This is a genomic window from Cytobacillus sp. QJM3NY_8, from assembly GCF_056173585.1.
Genome location: NZ_JBWBUY010000002.1, coordinates 99,462 through 121,994, shown reverse-complemented (window position 1 = coordinate 121,994; position 22,533 = coordinate 99,462). Strand labels below are relative to the sequence as shown.

Here is a 22,533-nt window from a genome sequence, read left to right as displayed (position 1 = left end):
TTTGATAGTTACAAATAAGCACAAAATGCCTATTTGAATTCCATCAACCCAAAGGTTGTAAGTTTAATAGAGTATCCGCTAACCAAATTATGGCTGCCAAAAAATAAAAAAATAAAAAAAGTTCCTGAAAAAATTATACAATTTTATCATTTAATTAACAATAATAAACTTCCAGTATTGTGCTAATGTGGTGTTTTTAACCTTTAAAATGTATCCCGATGTGCTATAATATTTCTATAATTTAATTTACTTAAAGCGATGACCGCTCAAACAGCCTTTTGTTAAAGGTGTGTTTAGCGGTCTTTTTTATTTGAATCTATAAAGAGGGGAGAACAGTTAAGTAAATGCTAACAGTTGATACATTTAATGAAATTGAAATAGAAGATGACGTAGAACGATTGTTAATTCTCCGAAAACGAATGGCCTTATCCCAATATCAGTTTGCAAAGGGGATGGGAATTAGTACAAGTTATCTTGGACAAATTGAAAGGGGCGAGGTACCATTCTCTCCCCAACTTAGAGTTCGGATTAACGATTATCTGAAGCGGGAGAAAGAGATTCATGAAAAAGATATATTTAGCAGTTTCTGATAAAGAAGATGGAGAAATCAGAAGTACAATTAAAGGATTGCTTCCCTTTGTAGATGTACATAAGCTATCTTCCAAGGAGGAAGTTTTAGAGGCAATAAGCAACCCATTTTTAGCATGTATCACTCTAAGTGACTTTCTGGATCAACATATTTTAGAATCCATTAAATTAGAGGGTCAACTCATTGTAATCGACTATGATAAAAGTATAAACGTTACAAATAAAAACATAGTTCTATGCAGAAGTACAAATGATACAAGAATGGCCATCTATGATTCACCTATTGGCCACTTAGGAATAGATAGAACAGTAATGGAACCATCCAATGATAAGCCGATAAAGAAAGAAATTGCTAATGAAACAGCTGAAAATGACGTTAAGAAGAGTGATAATCAGGAAAAAGCCATAGACAAATCACCTCCAGAATTCTCGAAGGAAAAGGATAATACAAACTCTAAAATTCCTCCAAAAGAAAACGATCTAGAAAAAAACTCAGAAAAGATCAATAGTAAATCCCTAAGTAAAACGCCAAGTCCGGAATCTAAAAAGGCAGCACCTAATCAAGAACATGACAACTCATCAGCTTCACAAAAAAAGAGGAAGAAAATATACATTTCTTCACCTACAAAGGCTCATGATTTCGGTAGAAAATTAAATGGTGTAAATCTCAGTACAGAAAAGACTGTGGGTATTTGGGCACCTTTAACAGCAGGGGCCACAACCTTCATTGTGGATTATGCCATATTCCTTCAGCAACATGGTGTTCCTATATCAGTTGTGGAGATCCCAAAAGAGAATCCTCACTTGTTTAAGATGTTACACCGGTTTGGTTCAAAGCCAGACAATTGGATTTCACTAACGGAAAACCTTTACTCCAATGACAATGGCAATAATAACTCTTTATGGATTTATAAAGGCGTCAAATGGTTCCCGGTAGGCTTAAATGATTTTGATATTGATCGAAACCAGGATCTAATTTTAGATTTTTTTATTTCAGTTAAAGAAAATGCTTATGTATTAGTGGATTTGCCTACCGGAAAGATGGATGATTCCACTTTAAATACACTTCCATACCTCGACGAAATTTGGGTAATTGCTGATGACCAGTTTGACCGAACTAAAGAATGGAAAAATTTCATACACAATACACTCATTAAGGAGTATAAAAAGCCAGTTAAATTGATTCATAGCCGCACTGGTACTCATAGCCGGCCAAAGGACGTAGCAGAATTATTAGACTTGGAGCTCATCACATCTTTACCTTCCATGTTTGACAGGGTAATGGCAAATAACCATGAGAGAAAACCATTGATTGCTGACATAATTGCAGCTCAAAAGCTCATACCGCCATTTATTAAAATAGCTAGAGGGTTTGTGGGGAAAGAATTTGATAAAATATACCGACCAACCTTCTGGATGAAAATAAAAAGAAAGTTATTAGATGCTGTTGATTGATTCTTCATGTAGGTGCTAAACTGATAGTAATCTATTTTCTTTTATTATTTCTTGGCTATCTTTTATGAGATAAGCGGTAATTTATCAATTTAGCGGTCTTTGGATCGAAGCAAGAGCTTTCTTTTTGATGCTCTCTCTTCTTTCCATTGGCCGCTTTTTTTATTCAATGGAGGTGGAAAAAAATGAATTTAAAGGAAATTAAAAAAGTCTTAATGACTGGAAAAGGAAAAATTTTAATAGGGACACACACTAAGAAAAGACTTAAAAAGCGAGGGTACTCTAAAGGAGACATTGTTTCAGCTTTATTTAATGGAGAAATCGTTGAAAGACAAGGGGCATCTAAGGTTGTAATAGCCGGGAGAGATATGGATGATAACCCGATTGTTGTGGTCATCGCTAAACATTCGCATTTTATTTTTAAGCTTGTAACAGTCATGCCGCCAATTGATCATTTCCGATTTAAGGATTGTGTGTAAAGAGCTTAAGAACTATAAGAAAGGTTGTTACGAATTATGAAATTAATGAGGCAAACTAGAGTCAAAGATTGGTATGAATACTATCGAACCCCATGTGTAATTTGTGGTAAGACAGGTGGTTGTATGGCTCACGTTGATGGTTCAGCGGTAGCTTGTATCCGAACTGAAAGTGACACTTATTTTTCAAAAAATTCGGCTTTACCTAGCTACCTTCACCTACTTAAAGGGGATAATAAGCGAAAGATTAACAAAGAGGAAATCGAAGAAATTCATGTAGGACATCCCAAGCAAAAAGATAAAGTCCTTAATACTGTTTATAGTGCATTAATAGAATGCTTAGAACTTGATGATGTACATTACAAACACTTAACTTCTCCTTCAAGACAGCTAGCTGATAAGCAAGTTATGCTAAGGCAATACCGCAGCTTTCCAGATAAGCCTTGGGAGGTAGCGAGATTGTTGAAAGAAGGTTTGGAAATTAAACATTTTAAAGGAATCCCTGGTTTTTATCTACAAGAAGAAAAGTACTGGACTATTGCCGGCAGCAAGGGCATTTTGATACCTTTTCGAAATCACTATAATGAAATTGTCGGTTTCCAGTACCGAATAGATAATCCTCAAAATGTGGTTGAAGTAAAAGTTAATCGCCCTGGTCTTAAAGCCCGGATTATAGAGCAACCAGATCTTGTGCAGGTCTCTTTTGATGGTGAAATCATCTTAGAGGAAGAGATTAAATCTAACAAAACATGGACAACCATTGTACATGAAAATGAAGTTAAAGGATGGGTTCGAGTAGTAAAAGGAAACCGTTATTTCTGGCTTAGTTCAGCAAAGAAACCAGAAGGAACAGGTTCAGGTAATCCAGCCCCCATTCATGTTGCAGTACCTACTTCTAAGTTAAAGGAATGGAAAGAAGGGGTTAGTCTAAAAGCAAGAACTGTATGGTTATCTGAAGGTCCTTTAAAATGCGACATAGCATCAGATTGTATTGGGAAACTATATGATCCATTAGAAATTGATGATATAGGTGATATCTTCTTAGCACTTCCGGGAGCAGGAGCATGGCGTCTAGCCCTTCCTGTATTAAAGGAAATGGGTGTGGAACAAGTAAATATTTGCTTTGATGCTGATGCCGTTTCCAATGTATATGTAAAGAAACACTTGATGGAATGTGCGAAAGGTCTAAAAGAAGAAGGCTATAGAGCAAACCTTGTTTTATGGAATGAAGATGAAGCTAAGGGGATTGATGACTTATTTATCAAAAACCGCTTACCACATATAAAAAAATTATTTTAAAAAATATTATTTAAGCTATAAAAAAGTCCTTTGAGTTGAGTTCTCAAGGGACTTTTCCTTTTTACATCAAAAACTGAACAAACAAAATTAAATGTTATTGGCAACTTTCCATCCCTTTCGTTGTTTGGCAGCTGATAAGATATTTGAACATTTAAAAGTCCTAAGTTGCTGCTTCCCAACATCCAATGTAAGAACAACTTCGCTAGTATAACTCCTTACAACCACTGCCCTATATGTGAGTTTCCCTGCATCATTCATATAAATTAGATCAATCGGTATTTTATTTTCCCTTGAGAAATTAAACAAGCATTTCATGTATTATCAGCTCCTTTTTACATAAAAATAAGGGAACTAATGTTCGTTTTCAAGTTGATTTAAGAACAAATGTTTGTATAATTATTGATATAAGGAGATGAGAATAGATGATCCGTGACAGAGGAAAAATTTAAACAATACTATAATATAGGGGAGGATAAATCGTTTTTAACGATATACTTCCCCTTCTTTTTTTACGTTGTAAATTCATTATCAATATTTAATTCTATGTAGATCTTATAGTAATTAATGATTAATCAAACGGAGGAACAAGATGGTTGTAGTAAGAGAGGTTGTTATACCTTCAGGGGAGAAAAGGTGGATAGTGTTAACTAATCAAATTGAGCCAGTCATTCCAATAATGAAATATATAAAGTACCTTGATAGTCTAGGAAAGGCTCCTAATACACTCAAATCCTATTGTTATCATTTAAAGCTTTACTGGGAGTTCCTACTTAGCCACGATAAGAGCTTTAAAGAAGTTGATCTAAATTTATTAGCAAATTTCATAGGTTGGTTGAGGATGCCGCAACAAAAAGGGAAAGTTAAATACCTTTATGGAGAAAAAGCAAAAAGAAGTGAGCAATCTATAAATATAATTGTTAACTGTGTTATCAATTTCTATGATTATTTAATGAGATTAGATGGCTTCGAGAAAGACCTTAAAACTAAAGTAATGAAAGAAATAAAGGTAAGTAAACGCTCTTATAAATCTTTCCTTAATCACATTTCAGATAAGCAGTTACAAACAATGAACGTATTAAAAGTTAAAGAACCTAGAAGAAAAATTAAAACTGTTACTGAGGAACAGTCAACACAGATTCAAAAAGCGTGTAAGAATATTAGGGACCAACTAATTATTAGAATAATGTATGAAGGGGGGTTAAGAGCAAGCGAAGTAATAAATTTATGGATAGAAGATTTTAATATTAATGATCACAGTATTCTTGTTAGAAAATCTAAAACGGTAGCTGGAGAAAACCGTAAAGTTTATGTTTCTACAGAGACGATGAATATTTTTCAAGATTATATTATTGATTATCATGCGGATGAGGTAGATACAAATTTTGTGTTTTTTAACTTATCAGGGAAAAATAAAGGAAAACCAATACAATATTGGACAATTCAATCCTTAATAAGAAGAATAGGGAAAAAGACTGGTATTGATTTTTCAGCACATATGCTTCGTCATACATGTGCAACTAACTTACATAAGCATGGAATGGATGCTTCATCAATTCAAAAGTTTTTAGGACATGCTCATGTTCAGACAACTATGCAAATGTATGTTCATCCTTCTGATGAGACTATTCGAAAACATTGGGAAATTGCAATGAAGAAACAAACAGGAGGCTTATATGACAACTAATTTAGTAACATTACTAAATTCTAATAAGAACATAGATCCTAAATTAACGGACTATTGGGCGGCTGACATATGGGAAGTGAAAGATTTCCCATATCCGAATAAACTTGGACGCCGTGTGGGTAAAGCAAAATTTGATTTTACGGTAATTCAAAATTCAAACATTAGGCACCAAATAAAATATTATTCGTTTTATGGTTTGTCTCATGAGTATTGGCTACTTTCCTCTTACAGCTATGGTACATACAATTATTTACTTTGGATTTGGAAGTTCATCTCCTCATACCGTAAAAATATCCAGTCGATAACAGAAATGCCGTATCAAGAATCCTTTCAAAAATATAAACAATTTCTAATTGAGAACAACAAACCTTTAAAAGGAAGTAACAGAAATAGTATTTCGAGATATATAAGTGTTTATAATGAGTTTTATAAATTTTGGACAGATTTTTATGATGATCGACCAGAATATAAAAAAGATTGTTGGAATGTTGAAAGGCTAGGCATTGAATTCAATATGTCCAGAAGAGATAAGAATATAAATTTCGGGAATATACCTTCTGTATTTCGTGAACTGGTCAAGAGGTATATGTATCAAACCCTTCTTGTTCAGCAGTTAATTACCTACTCAACAGCAACAAATATTATGAAAAAAATGTATTTATTTTTTGACTTTATTGTTGAAGAACATCCGACTTGGAGAGATTTACGCAATTTGTCCCGAATAGATATCGAACGGTTTCTCTTGTATGTCAGAAATATTGAGATGGGCGGCAGGAGTTACACAAAAAATCGCAAACCAAGTAATAGACACATTTTAGAATGTATTTCTAATGTTAGAAGATTAATTGAATACATGCAGAGATACGAATGGAAAGAAGCACCCGCAATACCGGTCAAACTATTGATTTTTAAGGAAGATATACCTAAAAGAAAATTTATTCGTTATAGTGATCATATTAAACATGTACCAGATGAAATTTGGGAACAAGTACAACAATATTTACACCTTCTTGAACCGGAAATAGCAAGATTAATTATTATTTTAGAGGCTAGTGGCTTCCGTGTCTCAGATGTATGTCAATTAAATTATGATTGTCTAATACGCAAAAGTGATGGCTGGTGGTTAATAGGTGATCAGCGCAAAGTTAGGCATGAAAAGCATACTGTTCCTATATCTAAGGAAATCGTAACTATTATAAAAATGCAACAAGAGTATGTACTTTCGCGTTCTCAAGGAGACGATAATCCTAATAGGTTCTTGTTTCCTGTGCTATCCGGTAGAAATAAAGGTAAAGCTGTATCACAGAAAATGGTGAGCAATGCCCTTAATCGGTTGGCACTGAAGATGAAAGTATTAGACAAGGATGGCTCTATTTATCATTTTAAAAACCATGCTTTTCGGCACCGTTATGGCGTAACCTTAATAAATAATGGAATGAATATTCTCCACGTACAAAAATTAATGGCACATACAAGCCCTGAGATGACTTTAACATACGCTAGAATACTAGATAATACCCTCCGTAAGGAATGGGAAAAAGTCGAAAATGCAGTTCGTTTAAATCCTTATGGAGAGGTTATACATGCAGATTTAAGTGAACAAGTTGAAGAAAATGGTCTTGAGTTAGAATGGATACGTCATAATATGGATTCCGTAAGACTAGACCATGGTTTTTGTATAAAAAGCCCGAAACTTAATTGTGATTTTTTAGAACAAACATTAGAACCACCTTGTATAAAGAATAATTGTCGAAGCTTTCATGTAGATCAAACGTTTTTAGATTATTACAATAGTCAGATCATAAAAATGGAATCGGATATTGAATTATATAAAAAAAGTGGACGTCATCGCTCTATCGAATTAATAGAGCCAAAAATAAGTAAATACAAGGAGATCCGTGACTTAATATCTGAGGGCACTGAAATCTTAGGACTATCAAAAGAGAGAAGAGAATATATAGGCTCAGAATGTAATAAAGGAGGACCACATGGCTAATATAAATCCAAATACTCAAGGATTAAAAACATATGCGTTACAGAAGAAAATAATTACGAAGGAACGTGTGGATGAAGCCTTAAAAAAAATGTATAAAGAGAACATGAGAATTAACTTTAATTCAGTTTCAAAAGTGGCCAAAGTATCAAAAGCATTTCTTTATAAAGAATTAGAGTATCGCAATAAAATTGAATCATTTCGAAAAGAACAGGAAGGAATTCAGTCTCTAAACCATTATAAGAAAAGTGTATCGGAAACATCGAAAGATGTCATTATTGAGGCATTAAAGAGTAAAATAAGTGAGTTAAACCGAAAAAATCGGGAATTGGAACTAGAAAACAAACAACTAAAAGAAACACGTAAAGTTGAGCTAGGGAATATTTATGACAAGATATAGTAAGGGTATCATTCCAACTCAAAATATCTGATTAAAAAGTCATGAAAAATAAAGTGCGATACATTTTAAACATGACTAATTTGTATCGCCCTTTTATTCAATTAAATTCTATAACGGTATAACACCTTAGCTTCTATTTTTGTTGAAGATTATTGCAAGGCATTATTGAACAAAATCTACCCCCGTTGTTGTTAAAATCCTCCACCATACAGTTCGAACTATCTCCTGGCTTAGCGTTTGGATTCGTTGATATATGAGGATTATTTATGTTTTTCTTACGTCTTCAATCTATAAATAGAGCAAATGTTAAAATCATTATTACCTTTTTTTTAGAGCCGCGAAATAACCTCTGATAAACTGATTACATTCAAATTGTAGACCTATTCTTTCTTATATGATGGGTCTTTAAAGTGTTCCTTAACCTCTATGAGCTGCCCTATAAAAATTTTTTCCTCATTATTTATTAGTGCAGGAAAATTATCCTCAACCTAAAGCCTTGATTCGAGATTTAAACCACTTTTAATTCTTTGAGATCATAGGGAATAATTACCGTTTTCCTCGTTTATCCATTTTTGGGAAGGTTTTATATAGCATATCTCGAAAATTAAAATATGTATTATTTATTTACAAAGGGGGAATGTGAGAACAATTTTTTTACTCCAATAAAGAGCAAGAAAGAAAAAAACAACAAAAAAGGAGAGAAATATGAAAAAGATAATTCAATTATTAAGTGTCTTTGTTTTAACAGTAAGTATATTATTACCTTTTTCTACAAATGCCCAAACTAGGGAAATTCCTCCCCAACCTCCTCAAGAAGTACTCAATGAAGAAACAGGTCAAGAATGTGGATGTGAAAACGATAATAGTGAAAATTCATTAGTGAAAGAATCCATTAAAGTAGAGGATACAACAGTAATCAATAATTTTAAATCTCAGTATAATCAGTGGGAATCTTTAGGAGTAACTTATTATAATACCAATGAGTTTAATTGGAATGAAGTTACACTAACAAAATACGAAAATGGTGACTCTTCATTAGTTGTACCTTCTACCAAACTTGAACAAGGTGGTAATTTAGTATTTCTAATGGCTGGTTATTCAGTGGAAGATGGGGAGATTCTAAACCCAATTTTGATGGAAATTGACCCACAAGAAAATGATGAACGGCCAAGTGTCGAATATAAAACCCTTGATAACGTTGCTGTTGCTGGATTCTTATTTAGTGAGGATGGTGAATATTTAGAAAAGATCGAATACCCTGATAATCAAGTGAATGGCTATTGGAACGATGTTGCAAAGTGTATTAAGAATTCTTGGAGTAAAATCCCAAGTTGGTTAAGGACAGTTTGCTCTTCTGCTTGTTTCAGCGTTGTATTTGGAGGTAATATTTGGGGTGCTGCAGTTTGTGCCGGATGTTTAGGTGGGCATGTAATGCATTGCATGATGAGTAATGCGTAATAATAGCATCAGTAAACAAAAACTAGTTGTGCATGGGTTAATATTCCTTATAGCCACTATTTTAGCTGTTATATATTATCCCTCTGGAGTCTCGACAATTTGTATAATAGCGGCTTGTTCATCTGTATTCTTTCTAGGTAAACCAGCCTTCTCAGGGAAAAATAAAAAAGATGTTGATTAAAATATAATAAAGGAATAAATCAACAAAATTTAAACCCATCATCTGAGATGGGTTTCTTTTAATACTCAAAACCTTATTGAATAGCAAGATTGAAAAAAGGATAAAATTATAATACAATAAAAAGAACATATGTTCGATAATTTAGCAAAGGATTCATTTGTAGAGAAAAGAGGGGACAAAATGATCCGCGATAGAGGTACTAAAAAGTGGGTTTCACTAATGTTACCTGAACATGTAAAGATGTTGAGGGAATATAACGCAAATTATAATAAGATTCCAAAACCGTCTCTTGATGAACAGAAATATGAACAGTTTAATGAAATCGTATCTGAGGCTATGGAAATGAATAATACCTTGGAATTTGCTTATTATTTTCAAGGGGATATCAGACAATATATTGGCAATATTCACTATTTCGATGTATTAAAAAATGAGTTAAGAATTATTGATCAACGGGCTGAAAAGCACTTTTTAAAATTAGAAAATATCATGGGCATATCAAACTACTATGAATAATATTCTAAAAAAATTGAGCAAAAGTAAGAGTTGGACTAAATGGTAAGGATTATCTATATAAACATATCTTTAATGAATGAATGTTTGAAATTAAAAAGATTTATCGAAAAAAGTCTTGATAACAGAATAAAATGGCAGCCAGCTCATTTTATGCCAGAGCATAGGGCCATGCTTAATCGAATAACAATCGACGACAAAAAGCAAAAAAAGCCTCAGTTGGATGAACATGAATTTGAGGAAATAGGTTATATTGTCATGGAATCCTTAAAGTGTACCATCCCAATTAAAGTGACGATTTGGAAAGACGGGTTTTTTATGTTTAGAACCGGAATCGTAGATAAAGTGGATATGCTAATGAAATATTTACTCTTAGAATCTAATGGTGAGTTATTAAGGATATCTATTCACGAAATTACGGCTGTTGAGAGGATATAAAAATGACCAGGATTCCAGATAAAGACCGGGATATTTTAGAGCAAGCTATGTATCTCCCGATGCTCCTTACCATTCTCGAAAGGGATCGAATATTATTTGATAAAGGTTCCTTCAAACTTAAACAACCATACTTGGAACTTATTGATGAGACGATAAAGGCCGTTCAATATGATCTAAAAATAACTAAAGATGCAATGAGGAAAGGTCAAATGAAGGTTGAAGAAATCACCCGGGATGAGGCTTTCACGATGTTTTTATTTATTTACAAAGGCTATGAGGAAAAACATAATTATTTTAATCCAAGAATTCGAAATAGGGTCCAGGAACTAATGGAGTTTTACCTGTATAAGCGATTTAAATATTAAAAGCCCTTAAGAAGGGCTTTACTACATTTAGAACCAGTTATTTTAACTGTTTTTCACTGCATCTTTCAGTGCTTTACCTGGAGAAAATGCTGGTACTTTACTCGCAGCAATTTCAATTTCTTCACCAGTTTGCGGATTACGCCCTTTACGAGCGGCTCTTTCACGAACCTCAAAGTTACCAAAACCTAAAAATTGGGCTTTTTTCCCTTCTTTTAATACATTAGTAACTGCTTCAAATACTGCATTAACAGCTTTTGAAGCATCCTTTTTGGAAAGCTCACTACGTTCAGCCACTGCATTTACAAGTTCTGTTTTATTCATTTTGGTCACCTCTAGAAAAATTTGGAATCATCAATTTATGTTGCACTATAAGTAATAGCATATAAGCTTGTTTATATTCAAGAAAAATAATCTCTTCATATTTTACTACTTTACCAGCTTGAGTTTAAAATCTGCTAAAATCACTTCACTTTTACTTTCGTCACAGCTTTAGATTTTTTTGCTGCCTTCCCTAATTCCTTCAGCAATGTTTTTTTATCCTTTTTAGAAGCCATATATTCCCCACCTGCCCTCTTATTTCGTTCGTTAATTTTTAGTTTGTCCAAATTAATAAATTCTAAACGTACTATACTCTCCACTAGATGAATAGATTAACAATATAACTATTTAACATTTTGACACTGGGATAAAAGAGGAGAGAGGGGCTCTTTTAGAAGAGGGGGGAGTATATTGAAAGCAATCAATCCAATTTTTGATAACAAAAATAAAAACAAGCTATCCGTAACTCATACACCCAATGTTCGGAAAAAGCCTGTAACGAAGGCTGAGGGCAGAAAAGAAAGATGCGATAAAAAGAAAGATGTGAAGATACCATTCAATGACGAAGAGAGGGTATTAATTAAAAGGCTTGCTAAAATGCGTGGCCTGGAACCGACTCCTTATTGCACTTTGTTAATCAAGAAGGCGCTCAAGGAAGAGCATCATTTTCCTCCCTGTTATTACAATCCAAAAGGGAAACCTTATCCTGCAAAACTTGAAGTTCATTACCATGATCAGCTTTTTGATTATAAAGTTAAATGGGATTGTAGTCTAAAAGAGGCTGCCTACAGGATTATAAGTTTCATGCTAACCATTGAAAGAAGGTTATTGTTATGAATAAAACCAGATATGGTCAATATGAAATATATGAAGAAGAACTTGACGATTTATCTTATCAACCAAGTGGATTGATTGATAAGTTAATTTTTAATCTGGGTAGAAGCTTATATAAATCTCAAGAACTTCAATACTCTTTTTCTGTGCCTGCATCTGAATACTTAAGGGGAGAACTATTTTGCAATGATGTATCTGAAGCCATGGAGTGTAAATTCACGCAAAGAGATCTAATAAGTTTACTCCTTGACGATTTTTTGTATCAAGCAAAACAACGAAACAATCCATATGATCTTTATCATGAATTAGATATAAGGAGTGAACACTCGTTAAAGGTGAATAGCTATGAAGGTGGGAATAAAACATATAACCGTAATACATCTAAAGGAAAAGAGCGTATATTTGAATGTACCATCAGAAGAAAAGAAGCCTTACGACTGGAAGTAATTTTAAGTGATATAGCAGAATTAGGGGAAAACAAATCATTTACAGTTAACCAGGTGCTAAGAATTCTTTATAGCGACTTTATACAGAAATATAGAACTGGAAATTTAACCAACGTAATAGAAAATATTGTTGCTCGTTATAGAAACTTATAATCCTTATTAAAGTTGGTACCATAATTTAGGATTTCACGGAGCAATAGGCCCTTCAAAAAACAGGAATAAAGGCTTGACCATATCCAATATTTACATTATTATGATGATATATAAATTAAACCAACGGGAAAGCCCCGAAGAACTAAGAGCAGATACTTTTTGTATCTGCAGCTCTTAGCTTCTTCGGGGCTTTTTTTGTTCCTCGAAGGAGGTGGAACCATGAAAAAGTCTATGAAAAAATTATTTCCATTTGTAGCGTTAACTGCAGTATTTGCCTTTTCTTTACTTCTTTTCTCTCCAGAGGAAGCCGCAGCAGCTTGGAAAAAATCCGGTATTACCCCTCAGGGAAATTTGCAAAACAGTAAAATTTACACCGATCTTGCTAATATTGTTTACTTTATTACAGCTGTAGGTGGATTCTGGGTTATTGGATGCCTATTATTCGCGGGTATGAGACTCTCAGCTGCTCAGGGCGGAAATCCACAGGCCCGAACGCAGGGCTTTATTGGAATCTTAATGGCTGGACTTGGAATTTTCATTATTGTTAAAGCAACGACTATTGCTGGTTGGTTTGCAGGATTCGGATCCTAATTAGAAATTCAAATAGAAAAACTCATACCCCTCTAAATTATTAGAGGGGTAGATTTTTAAAGAAGGTGCTCATTTGAGAAAAGAAACTGTTCCAATTGATATGTCCTCTGAACAAAAAACAATACTAGGCTTTATCTCTATAAGGCAACTTATCTACCTCATCATTGGCGGGGCCATTTTATATACATATATCCCCATAGTCTTTAACATATTCCCGCATTTTATCGTCGGTGGGATAGCTGCTCTTATTTCAGCAATTCCCACACTGGTTTTTATTTTCATATTTGGTTTTTGGAAAAAAACAAAACTTCATCTAAATTTTGACCACTATTTTCTAATTAAGCTTAATTACGGAACACAGATAGGCATTTGGCGGAAAGGTAGCCGTTCTAAAAATTGGAAGGTGACTAATAAATGATTGAACTTATCGTAATGGCAATCTTCGGGGTTGTTGCTTATGTATTTTACAAAATGATGTTGAAGGAGCCCATTCTCCCTTGGAAAGAAAAAAAAGTTTATGAATCAGATACCCCATCAAATAAAAAGAAACAAAAAAAGAAAAAGCATGAGGTTTCAATCGAAGAAGAGCCAAAGCTTTTTCAAGAGTTATTTGATGAAGTAAAGGACATATCAAACCATATGATTAGGTTTAATGATAATTCCTTCACCATGATAGCTGAAGTTGAGCCGGTCAATTACTTCCTTAAGAGCCAAGATGAACAGGAAGCGATCGATATGGTTTTTGAAAGTTGGTTAGCTGCCATTAATTACCCTGTACAGTTTTACCTACAAAATCGTTTTATAGATATTTCTGAACCGGTTCAGCAAATGAAAGAGAGCATGAGAAATTCAGAAGACCTTAATGAAGCAGCATTAAGTTTTGGCCAATCAATGATTGATGACTTACAAAATTGGCAATCACAAACACCACGTTATGAGACTAAGAGATATCTCATATTTACTCATAAAATCAACGCAAAGGACATTTCAGCTGATTCAGCTGAAGAATTAGAAGAAAAACTTGTTGAGAAATCATTTGCTGAATTAATGAGGAGATTGAATGCCGCTAAATCTCAATTAAGGAGAGCGGAAATGAATGTTTCTCTTCTTCCTACAGAAGGGATTTATGAATTGCTTTATCACACTTTTAATCGTCGAAAAGCAGTAAAAAATCGTTTCAAAGATTTAGTAGAAACAGAAAAAAATGCATTGTACGTAACAGCTGAGCAGACTGATGAACATATTGAAGCGGTTAAGGAGGCTATTGAAGAAAATGAATTTAACCAAGAAGAACAGCGAAAAGAAGATCGAACAGAAGAAAGCCAAGCAAGTTAAAGAAAGTAAGGTTAAAAAGAAAAAACAGTCCGGTAAGGATGAAGCGATCTCAGATCATCAAATGGTGACTAAGCCTACAATGTGGGACATTATTTCCCCTGAAGGCTTAAAAATTAATAGTGAAGATTTTGGAATAATAAAGCAATCTCTAGGAACCAAAACATATTTCCGTCCAATTTATATTCCAAGAGACGGCTATCCCAGAAAAATGCAGACTAATTGGCTCTACAATCTTTCTTCAAGTGGAGAAGTAGACGTTCTAATTGATGTACATAAAGTAGGAAAATCAGATGCCATTAGAACCTTACAGCGGCAAATTACAATGCTCCAGTCGAACTTAACCTTTCAGACTAAAAGAGGAAACATTGATCAAATTAATGATTTGGAATCTAAAATTCGAGACACAGACTTACTTATGAGCGAAATACAGTTCTCCGAGAATGACATGTATAACGTTAGTTCGTTAGGGGTTTTATATGGCCAAAGCGAGAAGGAACTAAATAGGTACAGTGAAGCCATCGAGGATGAAATGAGCAGTCAATTCTTCTCTTTAGTCTCGACCTGGAGCAGAGTCAAAAAAGGTTTTAAAAGTGTTATTCCTTTTGGGAAAAATGAGATTCCGGATTCATTTCGTAATATTGACCGCCGTGCTTTATCTACCTTCGCTCCCTTCATTAGTGGCAGCGGTAAATACATGGGAGGTATTCCATTAGGAATAAATAAAATTACTGGCCAATTAGAGTTTATCAATAGTTTTGGGAATGAAGAGTACCGTCCACAAAACTATAACATGTTTGTAGTTGGTATATCTGGTTCAGGTAAATCAGTAACTCTTAAGCTCTTAATTGCTCGGGAATTAACTGGTGCAAATATCTATAGCAGATTAATAGACCCAGAAGGTGAATTTGTTCGAATCACCAGACGATTAGGTGGTATCAATTTAAACATTAGTGAAGAAGAAGATATTTGCATTAATCCTCTCGCTATTAACTTTACTGACGTCCCAATGGATGAGCAAGATGAAGAGTTAGATTTATTAGAAGATACTGATGAACGAGAAGTTATTGAAAAAGAGGGGAAGAAATTTATTCGGTTTGTACCTCTTAGAGAAAAAATGAATGACATTCTGGACTTTTTCGATATTATTTGCCGCGGTAAGAATTCGGAAGATCGAGGCCTTGATGTTTTTGAGAGAAACTATTTAGAAGAAACAGTTCAATACATCTTTAATGAAAAGTTAAAGCTTACATCTCATCCGGATTCCTTATTCAGCAACGAGGTAGTTCAAGTTGACAACCAATTGATCCAATCAAAAGTAAGGAAACCGGAACCGACTATATCTGATGTGTTCGAATACTTAAAAGATCATTATGAGGAAGAGCCAAAAGCTCTAAGATTAATAGCCGCCATTCGCCCCTTCTTAAGGGATGGCTCAAAGCCTATCTTCGATGGACAAACATATCTTGGCAAGGGAGTTACCCAATCATTGCAAGATGCAAGGCTGGTTAATTTTAATATTAGCCAAATGGAGGAAGGCTTTTTACGCCCAATTGCTTATCATGTAATCCTGAATTATTTATGGGAGCATTTTGTGAAAAATCTAGATAACGCAACAAAAAAGAAATTTGTTTACGCCGATGAAGCTTGGACATTAATCGATTCTGAGCAAACAGTCAGTTTCCTTGAAAAAATGGCACGAAGAGCCCGTAAACGAAACACAGGTCTTCGATTGGCAAGTCAGGACTTTGTACGCTTTGTTACTAATAACAAAGCTAGAGGGATTCTACAAAATACACATGCTTATCTATTCCTTCAGCAAAACAAAATTGATTTGAAAGTTATTAAGGAAAACTTTGACCTTAGCGCTGGTGAAATAAATATCTTATTCGGGAATCCGGATAAAGGTGAAGGAATTCTTCGGATGGGAAAAAGCTCCGTGTGGTTACAAACAAATCCTAGTGAGGAAGAATTATTCTTCATTGAATCTAACCAAGCAGTTTATGAAGAACAAATGAAGCGAAAACAACTCATGGAACAGCGTTAGAAGGGGGTGGTGGTCCTTGCAAGATAAAATTATGGATATATTTGAGTCCCTATTTGAGAAGATGCTCGAATGGATATTGGGTCCCTTTAAGGATCTAGACACTCTTAAGGGGCTCATTTATGACACAGGAAAAGAAGAATACTATTATGGTGTTTTTAATGAGGATCAATTTGGTGTTATAGCTCAAGGTATGGCTGTTATGCAGTCCTTATCTGTAGGGTTCATTTTAGTTTCTATTATATTAGCGGGTATGAGAATATCCTCTTCCGGTATAAATCCTTCTAACAGGACCTATACATTTGAATATTTTAAAGACTTTATTCTTGTAGCTATATTGTTTTTTAACTTGAGCACAATTTTCGAAATTATGTACTCCGTAAATGAAATGTTTGTTTCGACATTCTCAAGTGCAAAAGAAGTCATGGATGGAGATATTGCGAAACAGGCTACTACATTTCTAAAGCAAGGTGTTCTAGGGGGATTAATAATAGGATTGGTACTTCTTGGACTTTCAATATGGGCAAACTTCTATTATATGATGCGTACCCTTACACTAATGATTTTAACCATAATGTCGCCTTTGGCAGTGGCTCTTTACCTTATTCCGCAAACGAAAGGTATTACCGCTGGATTGTTTAAAGAATATGCAGGAACTGTATTTGTTCAATCCGTTCATGCCGGGGTATATTGGGTAATTGCAGCAATTGCTGGTGCGAATCCTGGTATCGGAAGTATCTTACTTTACATCATCTTTATTCCTGTTACGGAATCAATCAGATCTCTTTTAGGTTTAGGAGGACAGATGAATGACCGGTTAAGTAAAACGGCAGCCATGATGGGTGGTTCTGCACTAATGGGTGTTGCTGGTGCAGTTAAAGGGGCCTTAAGTGGACAATCTGTCGCTCAATCATTAAGAAGTGCTGCTGGCCAGGTAGCTAAAAATGCTAAAGGCGGAAAAGATGGTACTGAAGAAGACGGTGCAAAAGGTCTCCTTGCAGGAGCTGGAACAGACATAGGTTCTACCTCAAGAGCAGAAAGAATGCTAAAAGCTGGAGAAATTTTTTCAAAAGGCGGTAAAGCTGTCTTTGGAGCCGCCGGAGCTATTGCTGGTTCACCGATGGGTCCTGTCGGTTCAATTGCTGGCTCAACTTTAGGTTTTAGTGCTGGTGGTGCAATCGGTGGAGTAGCGGGAAGAGCGGGTATGGCTGGTGCAGAATTATTGGCAGACAGAGCTAAAGCTGGTTTTAAGGCGGGGAAAAACAAGTTTGATGGTTTAAAAAATGCTGAAGCTCATGCAGATGAAAAATTAGCTAATACCCTTGCTGATAAAGAAACCTCTCAATGGGCTGGTGAAAATAAAGATGCATTTCTAAAAGATATTAAAGAGCGTTTCCCTGATGCCACTGATCGCGAAATCAATCAAATGTGGGATAAACAAGTTGCGTCTAAGCAAAGTGATTTTCTCGAAAAAGCAAGATCAACAGTAAAAGGACTTAAAGCACAAAATGGGAAACTTGCAAAAGCTTCAGACTTAGTAGATTCCACCGTAAATAACCTGACTAATGATTGGGCAAGAAACAATGAAGATACCTTTAAACAAAATTATGATGCCGCTCATCCGTTGCCAGCAAATGCTACGGAAGCTGAAAAGAATAAACATAATCAGAATAAAAATGAAGCCTGGAATCAGAAGATAGCTGAAAAGAGAAATGCCATAAATGGTGTAGCCTTGGCAGCAGCTTCTAAACTCGGATTTGGCAAGTTAGATGGTCAATCTTTCATTAATAAGGATGACTTTATTAGTGAGGTTGGCAATCAAGTCGGTAGCGTTCTTGGCATCAATGGGAAACAAGAAAGTTTAGGTGCCGTTAAGGATGCAATCAATAGCGTTAACTTAAATCGTGCAAAAGCTACAGATTTGATAAATACTTCTGTTGGTGGCCTAACAAAAGAATGGGCCAGTAAAAATAAAGAAGCATTTATGAGAAATTATGATAATGAAAACCCCTTACCAACGAATGCTTCTACAGAAGAAAAAACAATGCATCAACAATCTAAAGAAGCTGCCTGGAATCTAGCACTTGGCCAAAAGCAAAATGCTATTAAAAATGCTGCCATTTCGGTTGCCTCCAAACTAGGGAATGGATCTCCAGTTGATTCATCCTCTATTAATAAGGAAGAGTTTGTAAATCAGCTTGGAAATAAAGTCAGTTCCATTACCGGTTTTAATAATCCTGAAAGTATTCAAGCAGTCAAAGCTGCGACTAATGGAGTTAAAGTGGGACAAGCTCAGGGTTCTGAATTAATCGGTGCAACTGTAAGCAATTTGACAAGCAAGTGGGCTAAAAATAATCGTGAATCCTTTATGAAGAACTATGATATGTCCAACCCATTGCCTGCAGATGCAAGTTCAGATACTATACAAACCCATAACCAAAATCGGGAAGTTGCTTGGCAAAATGCGGTTGCTGGTAAAAGAAACACAATTAGTCAGATTGCTAGTAAGGCCGCTTCTAAATTAGGATATATCCCTTCTAGTGCCAATTCTTACATTAATAAGGACGACTTTGTTAATGAGGTTGGAAATGAAGTAGGCGCGGTAATTGGAGCGGGTCAAAGCGCTAGCCTCCTCGCTGTTCGTGGAGCTACAAGTGCCGTAAAGAACGCTTCACTGTATTCAGGGAAGTCGGTAAATACACCATTCTTACGTAATCAATTAGCTTCAATGCAAACAAACAAGCAAAGGGACGCTTTTGTTGAACAGCATATTAGTAGCAACCCTGGGGCAACCAGACAAGAGGCTGTTCAAGAATGGAACACAACACATGCACCATCTCAATTTCAAAAGAACTTAAACGCGTTAGCCAATCCTGTAAGCGGACTCCCTAGACATATACCTTTAGACCATCGGTTAATCGGAGGAGGTAGTTTCGTTAGAGGAGCATCTGCTTTAGGTGCAGGTGTTGCTAGTGGAGTCATTGAAAGTACGGGTATTATTTCTGGTCCGAAGGCTGTTGGCCAATTTCTGAATGATACTAAGATGGGGGCATTCGGAACAGCATTAGTAACAGATACAAAAACGGCATGGGAAAATAGAAATCCTGTACAAAATCCAGTCACTGCAGCAGCAGATTCTGTGGGAATTGGATTAAAGAATGCTTGGAGTGCAGCAGATAATCATGTTGCTCAAAATGTGGTCGGTAAACAAGCCGGTTTTAGAAACACTGTTGCTTATTCAGTAGGTATCTTGGGAGGAGTAAAGGGTTATAAAGCCGGAGCGAATTATGCAGCTGGAGGAACACAAGTAACTAAAGCATTTGGCTTAAAAGGATGGAATCCATATAACAACGCTGTTAATCAAAAGTCTCCGGATGTTGCTGAAATATCTGAGATAGAACAAATGGCTCAAACTATAATTGGTGATGATGGCCAAAAAACACTTGCATCTGGAGCAGTTCGAATGGTTACTTCTAAGGGTCAAACAGTCCTTCAAGTAAGAACGAAATCGGGACAGCTTCAAACAGTTTCTCGTATTGGCTCGGGTGATTCTTCTTTAAAAAAGGGAGAAACCCTTTATCAAGATTTATCAATTCAAGATGGCCAACTCACTCCAACTTCTAATGTCTACCAAGAAGACAGTGGAGGAGGGAGGGTTAATTTAAACCGCACCATAAATGTTAACCCTAATAGACTGGTAGCTAATAGGAACACACCTAAAACTCCAAGGGTTGTAAAAGAAGTACGAAGCTATAACCAATTGGTAGATAGCGGACAGTATTATTTAAAAAATGCAATGAGTGAAATGTCCAACATTGAAATGATTGTTGACAGAAATCGAAGCTACCTTCAAGGAGTAAAGAATGGACAAACCTACCGCATTTCTCCTTATGGACCGGGTGATACAAGAATTAGCCCTGATGAAACTCAAAAGATCACCTGTGAGATGAGAAATAATAAGCTGATTCCAAATAATCCTGATGGTTATACTACTACATTAAAACCAGAGGATTTAGTCGCTTATCGTCCAGCTAACAAACGAAATATGATGAGAAAACAGAATGACAAGTTCAGAAATAAAGCATTTGTGGAAGGCTTGAGGTGATCGCATGCTGCCTTCACCTCAAGAAAAAGAACGAGATCCATCCGTATTAAGAAAATATGCTGAACATAAGGCCAAACAGCAGGGCAGGAAAGTAGCTAAAAAGCTAGCTAAAAAAGGAGCTAAATTTGCAGTTAAATTAGCTAAATTCGCGGCAAAAAAGTTTGTCTTGCTACTTGGAAAAGTACTAGCTTGGCTAGTTGGAGCTGTTGGCCTCCCTGTTATAGGGATAGCTTTAGCGGTAATTGTTGCTCTTATTGTTATCTCATTAGCCTGGAGCTTCATGTTCGGTACAGGCGATGGACTAGAGGGTGAAGATAAGAAGATTCATGAATATATCGTGCAACAGGCAAATGGCACAGTAAATATGAATAGTTCACTTGAAAGACCCTATCGCGTACCCGAAAAACTAATAGCTGCCACTATTCAATTAGATGCTTTCCAAAAGAATGATGATATTAAAAGCGTCATTAAAAAAATGGCCAATGCTCTTGCTCCTACATTTGATTACGGTCAATATGATGAATGGAAAGAAAAACAGGTCACGGTATGTGAAGATGGAAAATGTAATGCTGGACCTGTAAAAAGAACCTCAAATATGGTTACAAAATTAAACCATGTAGAGTATTGGAATGGAACAACAACTTTTACGTACACACCTAAAGTTACTCCTTGGAAAACTAGTGAGAAGATCACATACCGGGAAGAAAAATATAAAGAAAAAGTAAAAGAAACATACACCGTTACTGTAGTGGAGTACTATATCGAATATGAGACACGGCCCTATACAGTTACCGAATACGTTCCTTATGAAGAAAAAATTGCTGTTGTAAAACTTGATGAAAACGGTAGAAGGTACGTAGAGTATATAACTGTTACAAAGTATAAAAAGGTAACTAAAACAGAGTATAAAAAAGTTCCTGTCAAAAAAGCTAAATCAAGGGAAGAAGAAAGGGTTAGAGAAGTAGAAGTCGAGAAAGTTCGAAAAATAGAAGTAAAAACAATTACGAAAACACGTCAACAATATTTCGAGTCCTCTAAATCTACTATTACTGATTATGCTACTTTTGATAGCATCCTCAATTCTTATGGGCTTGGTCTAACCGATAAAAGTATAGTAGAAGCAAACTATATGTTTATGGGAGGAACTATTGCTTATACAGATTGGCTTCAAACGATGGGAACCGGCGGTAGCTTCGGTGGTTCTCCTGGCTTTGACGGAACTATAATACCTGGTGCAGGTGTACCTCCACAATACATGCCTTTCTATCGATCTGCAGAAAAGAAGTATGGTGTTGATTGGTATGTATTAGCAGCTGTACATTTTGTTGAAACTGGATTCAGTTCACATAAAACTATGGTTTCATCTGTTGGCGCTGTTGGACACATGCAGGTGCGACCATAAGGTCACATAAGAAATTTCCATTAGCAAGGAACAGGTTAGACCACAACGACCTGTCGTCACCCAGCTTATCCGTGAGGGAAACCAAATATCGGGGAGTGTAGCATGCTGGGAAAGCCATAAGTTACTGAAATACCACAGTACGACTGAATGGCAAGGCGAAAAGTTGTAAATGAGGATAAAAGCTAAACTGCCTGAATGACAGTCCGAGGGGGTTAATGGTCCACCTATAACGGAAGGTATTTATAAACGTTATACAGTCAAAGGAAGCGAGATAATTGAAGGCTTGGTTTCTGATAACACAACCGATTAATTGCGTGTCAGTTGTGCAGTGGTCTAAGGCTGACCATCTTCAATAAGAAGAAAAGGGCGAACGTCATATCCGACATTACAACGTGCTTGTTCTTATGTGTACTAAATGGTGATTACCTAAGTTGGAAAGCCGTTAGGCTATGCACAAAGGT

At 35.6% G+C, this 22,533-nt stretch carries 20 protein-coding genes; 19 read left to right on the top strand and 1 reads right to left on the bottom strand.

Features of this window, described 5'->3' with window-relative positions; all coding sequences use genetic code 11:
- The first annotated feature begins 344 nt into the window (after positions 1-344).
- The 11 genes from AC0VZ9_RS27495 (at position 345) to AC0VZ9_RS27445 (ending at position 10,847) form a co-directional block, all read left to right on the top strand.
- Positions 345-590 carry a helix-turn-helix domain-containing protein gene (locus AC0VZ9_RS27495; RefSeq protein WP_009336117.1) on the top strand — a complete coding sequence of 82 codons (246 nt, stop codon included), beginning with the start codon at positions 345-347 and terminating at the stop codon, positions 588-590.
- Entirely contained in the window at positions 562-2,043 is a 1,482-nt protein-coding gene (locus tag AC0VZ9_RS27490; RefSeq protein WP_159870487.1) for a hypothetical protein, read from the top strand. The genes AC0VZ9_RS27495 and AC0VZ9_RS27490 overlap by 29 nt, the downstream gene beginning before the upstream one ends.
- A 182-nt stretch (positions 2,044-2,225) precedes the next feature.
- Complete coding sequence (locus AC0VZ9_RS27485) at positions 2,226-2,519, top strand: DUF4258 domain-containing protein (protein WP_159870490.1); 294 nt, start codon at positions 2,226-2,228, stop codon at positions 2,517-2,519.
- A gap of 36 nt (positions 2,520-2,555) precedes the next feature.
- Positions 2,556-3,815: a DUF3854 domain-containing protein gene (locus tag AC0VZ9_RS27480; RefSeq protein WP_159870493.1), complete on the top strand. Its 1,260-nt coding sequence runs from the start codon at positions 2,556-2,558 to the stop codon at positions 3,813-3,815.
- A gap of 589 nt (positions 3,816-4,404) precedes the next feature.
- A complete protein-coding gene (locus AC0VZ9_RS27475) occupies positions 4,405-5,499 on the top strand; it encodes a tyrosine-type recombinase/integrase (RefSeq protein ID WP_159870496.1) in 1,095 nt (364 codons plus the stop codon).
- Positions 5,489-7,495, top strand: coding sequence for a tyrosine-type recombinase/integrase (locus AC0VZ9_RS27470; protein ID WP_159870499.1), 2,007 nt, complete (start codon positions 5,489-5,491; stop codon positions 7,493-7,495). The genes AC0VZ9_RS27475 and AC0VZ9_RS27470 overlap by 11 nt, the downstream gene beginning before the upstream one ends.
- Complete coding sequence (locus AC0VZ9_RS27465; RefSeq protein WP_236566336.1) at positions 7,488-7,892, top strand: DUF6262 family protein; 405 nt, start codon at positions 7,488-7,490, stop codon at positions 7,890-7,892. The genes AC0VZ9_RS27470 and AC0VZ9_RS27465 overlap by 8 nt, the downstream gene beginning before the upstream one ends.
- A 705-nt stretch (positions 7,893-8,597) precedes the next feature.
- A complete protein-coding gene (locus AC0VZ9_RS27460) occupies positions 8,598-9,350 on the top strand; it encodes a hypothetical protein (RefSeq protein ID WP_159870502.1) in 753 nt (250 codons plus the stop codon).
- 361 nt (positions 9,351-9,711) lie between these two features.
- Positions 9,712-10,047 carry a YolD-like family protein gene (locus AC0VZ9_RS27455; RefSeq protein ID WP_159870505.1) on the top strand — a complete coding sequence of 112 codons (336 nt, stop codon included), beginning with the start codon at positions 9,712-9,714 and terminating at the stop codon, positions 10,045-10,047.
- Positions 10,048-10,086: 39 nt separating this feature from the next.
- Positions 10,087-10,482 (top strand): YolD-like family protein, encoded by a 396-nt coding sequence (locus AC0VZ9_RS27450; RefSeq protein ID WP_236566337.1) that lies wholly within the window; start codon positions 10,087-10,089, stop codon positions 10,480-10,482.
- Between the two features lie 2 nt (positions 10,483-10,484).
- On the top strand, positions 10,485-10,847 hold the full coding sequence (locus tag AC0VZ9_RS27445) for a YhjD family protein (RefSeq protein WP_159870508.1): 363 nt from the start codon (positions 10,485-10,487) through the stop codon (positions 10,845-10,847).
- 42 nt (positions 10,848-10,889) lie between these two features.
- On the opposite strand, the gene AC0VZ9_RS27440 is transcribed toward AC0VZ9_RS27445, so the two are convergent.
- The gene (locus tag AC0VZ9_RS27440; RefSeq protein ID WP_159870511.1) at positions 10,890-11,168 is read right to left on the bottom strand and encodes an HU family DNA-binding protein; all 279 of its coding nucleotides are present in this window, start codon (positions 11,166-11,168) and stop codon (positions 10,890-10,892) included.
- 408 nt (positions 11,169-11,576) lie between these two features.
- Here AC0VZ9_RS27440 and AC0VZ9_RS27435 point away from each other — a divergent pair, with 408 nt between their 5' ends.
- From AC0VZ9_RS27435 to AC0VZ9_RS27400, 8 genes are all read left to right on the top strand, one after another.
- Complete coding sequence (locus AC0VZ9_RS27435) at positions 11,577-12,002, top strand: hypothetical protein (RefSeq protein WP_019380475.1); 426 nt, start codon at positions 11,577-11,579, stop codon at positions 12,000-12,002.
- Positions 11,999-12,598, top strand: coding sequence for a hypothetical protein (locus AC0VZ9_RS27430; RefSeq protein ID WP_009336127.1), 600 nt, complete (start codon positions 11,999-12,001; stop codon positions 12,596-12,598). The genes AC0VZ9_RS27435 and AC0VZ9_RS27430 overlap by 4 nt, the downstream gene beginning before the upstream one ends.
- Before the next feature lie 219 nt (positions 12,599-12,817).
- A complete protein-coding gene (locus AC0VZ9_RS27425) occupies positions 12,818-13,189 on the top strand; it encodes a pilin (RefSeq protein WP_159870514.1) in 372 nt (123 codons plus the stop codon).
- 73 nt (positions 13,190-13,262) lie between these two features.
- The gene (locus AC0VZ9_RS27420) at positions 13,263-13,607 is read left to right on the top strand and encodes a PrgI family mobile element protein (RefSeq protein WP_159870516.1); all 345 of its coding nucleotides are present in this window, start codon (positions 13,263-13,265) and stop codon (positions 13,605-13,607) included.
- Positions 13,604-14,524: a hypothetical protein gene (locus tag AC0VZ9_RS27415; RefSeq protein WP_019380453.1), complete on the top strand. Its 921-nt coding sequence runs from the start codon at positions 13,604-13,606 to the stop codon at positions 14,522-14,524. Before AC0VZ9_RS27420 ends, AC0VZ9_RS27415 begins: the two co-directional genes overlap by 4 nt.
- Positions 14,463-16,568, top strand: coding sequence for a VirB4 family type IV secretion system protein (locus AC0VZ9_RS27410; protein WP_159870518.1), 2,106 nt, complete (start codon positions 14,463-14,465; stop codon positions 16,566-16,568). The genes AC0VZ9_RS27415 and AC0VZ9_RS27410 overlap by 62 nt, the downstream gene beginning before the upstream one ends.
- A gap of 16 nt (positions 16,569-16,584) precedes the next feature.
- Positions 16,585-20,670 carry a hypothetical protein gene (locus AC0VZ9_RS27405; RefSeq protein WP_159870520.1) on the top strand — a complete coding sequence of 1,362 codons (4,086 nt, stop codon included), beginning with the start codon at positions 16,585-16,587 and terminating at the stop codon, positions 20,668-20,670.
- Between the two features lie 4 nt (positions 20,671-20,674).
- Positions 20,675-22,072 (top strand): hypothetical protein, encoded by a 1,398-nt coding sequence (locus tag AC0VZ9_RS27400; protein WP_475397537.1) that lies wholly within the window; start codon positions 20,675-20,677, stop codon positions 22,070-22,072.
- The last annotated feature ends 461 nt before the right edge of the window (positions 22,073-22,533 follow it).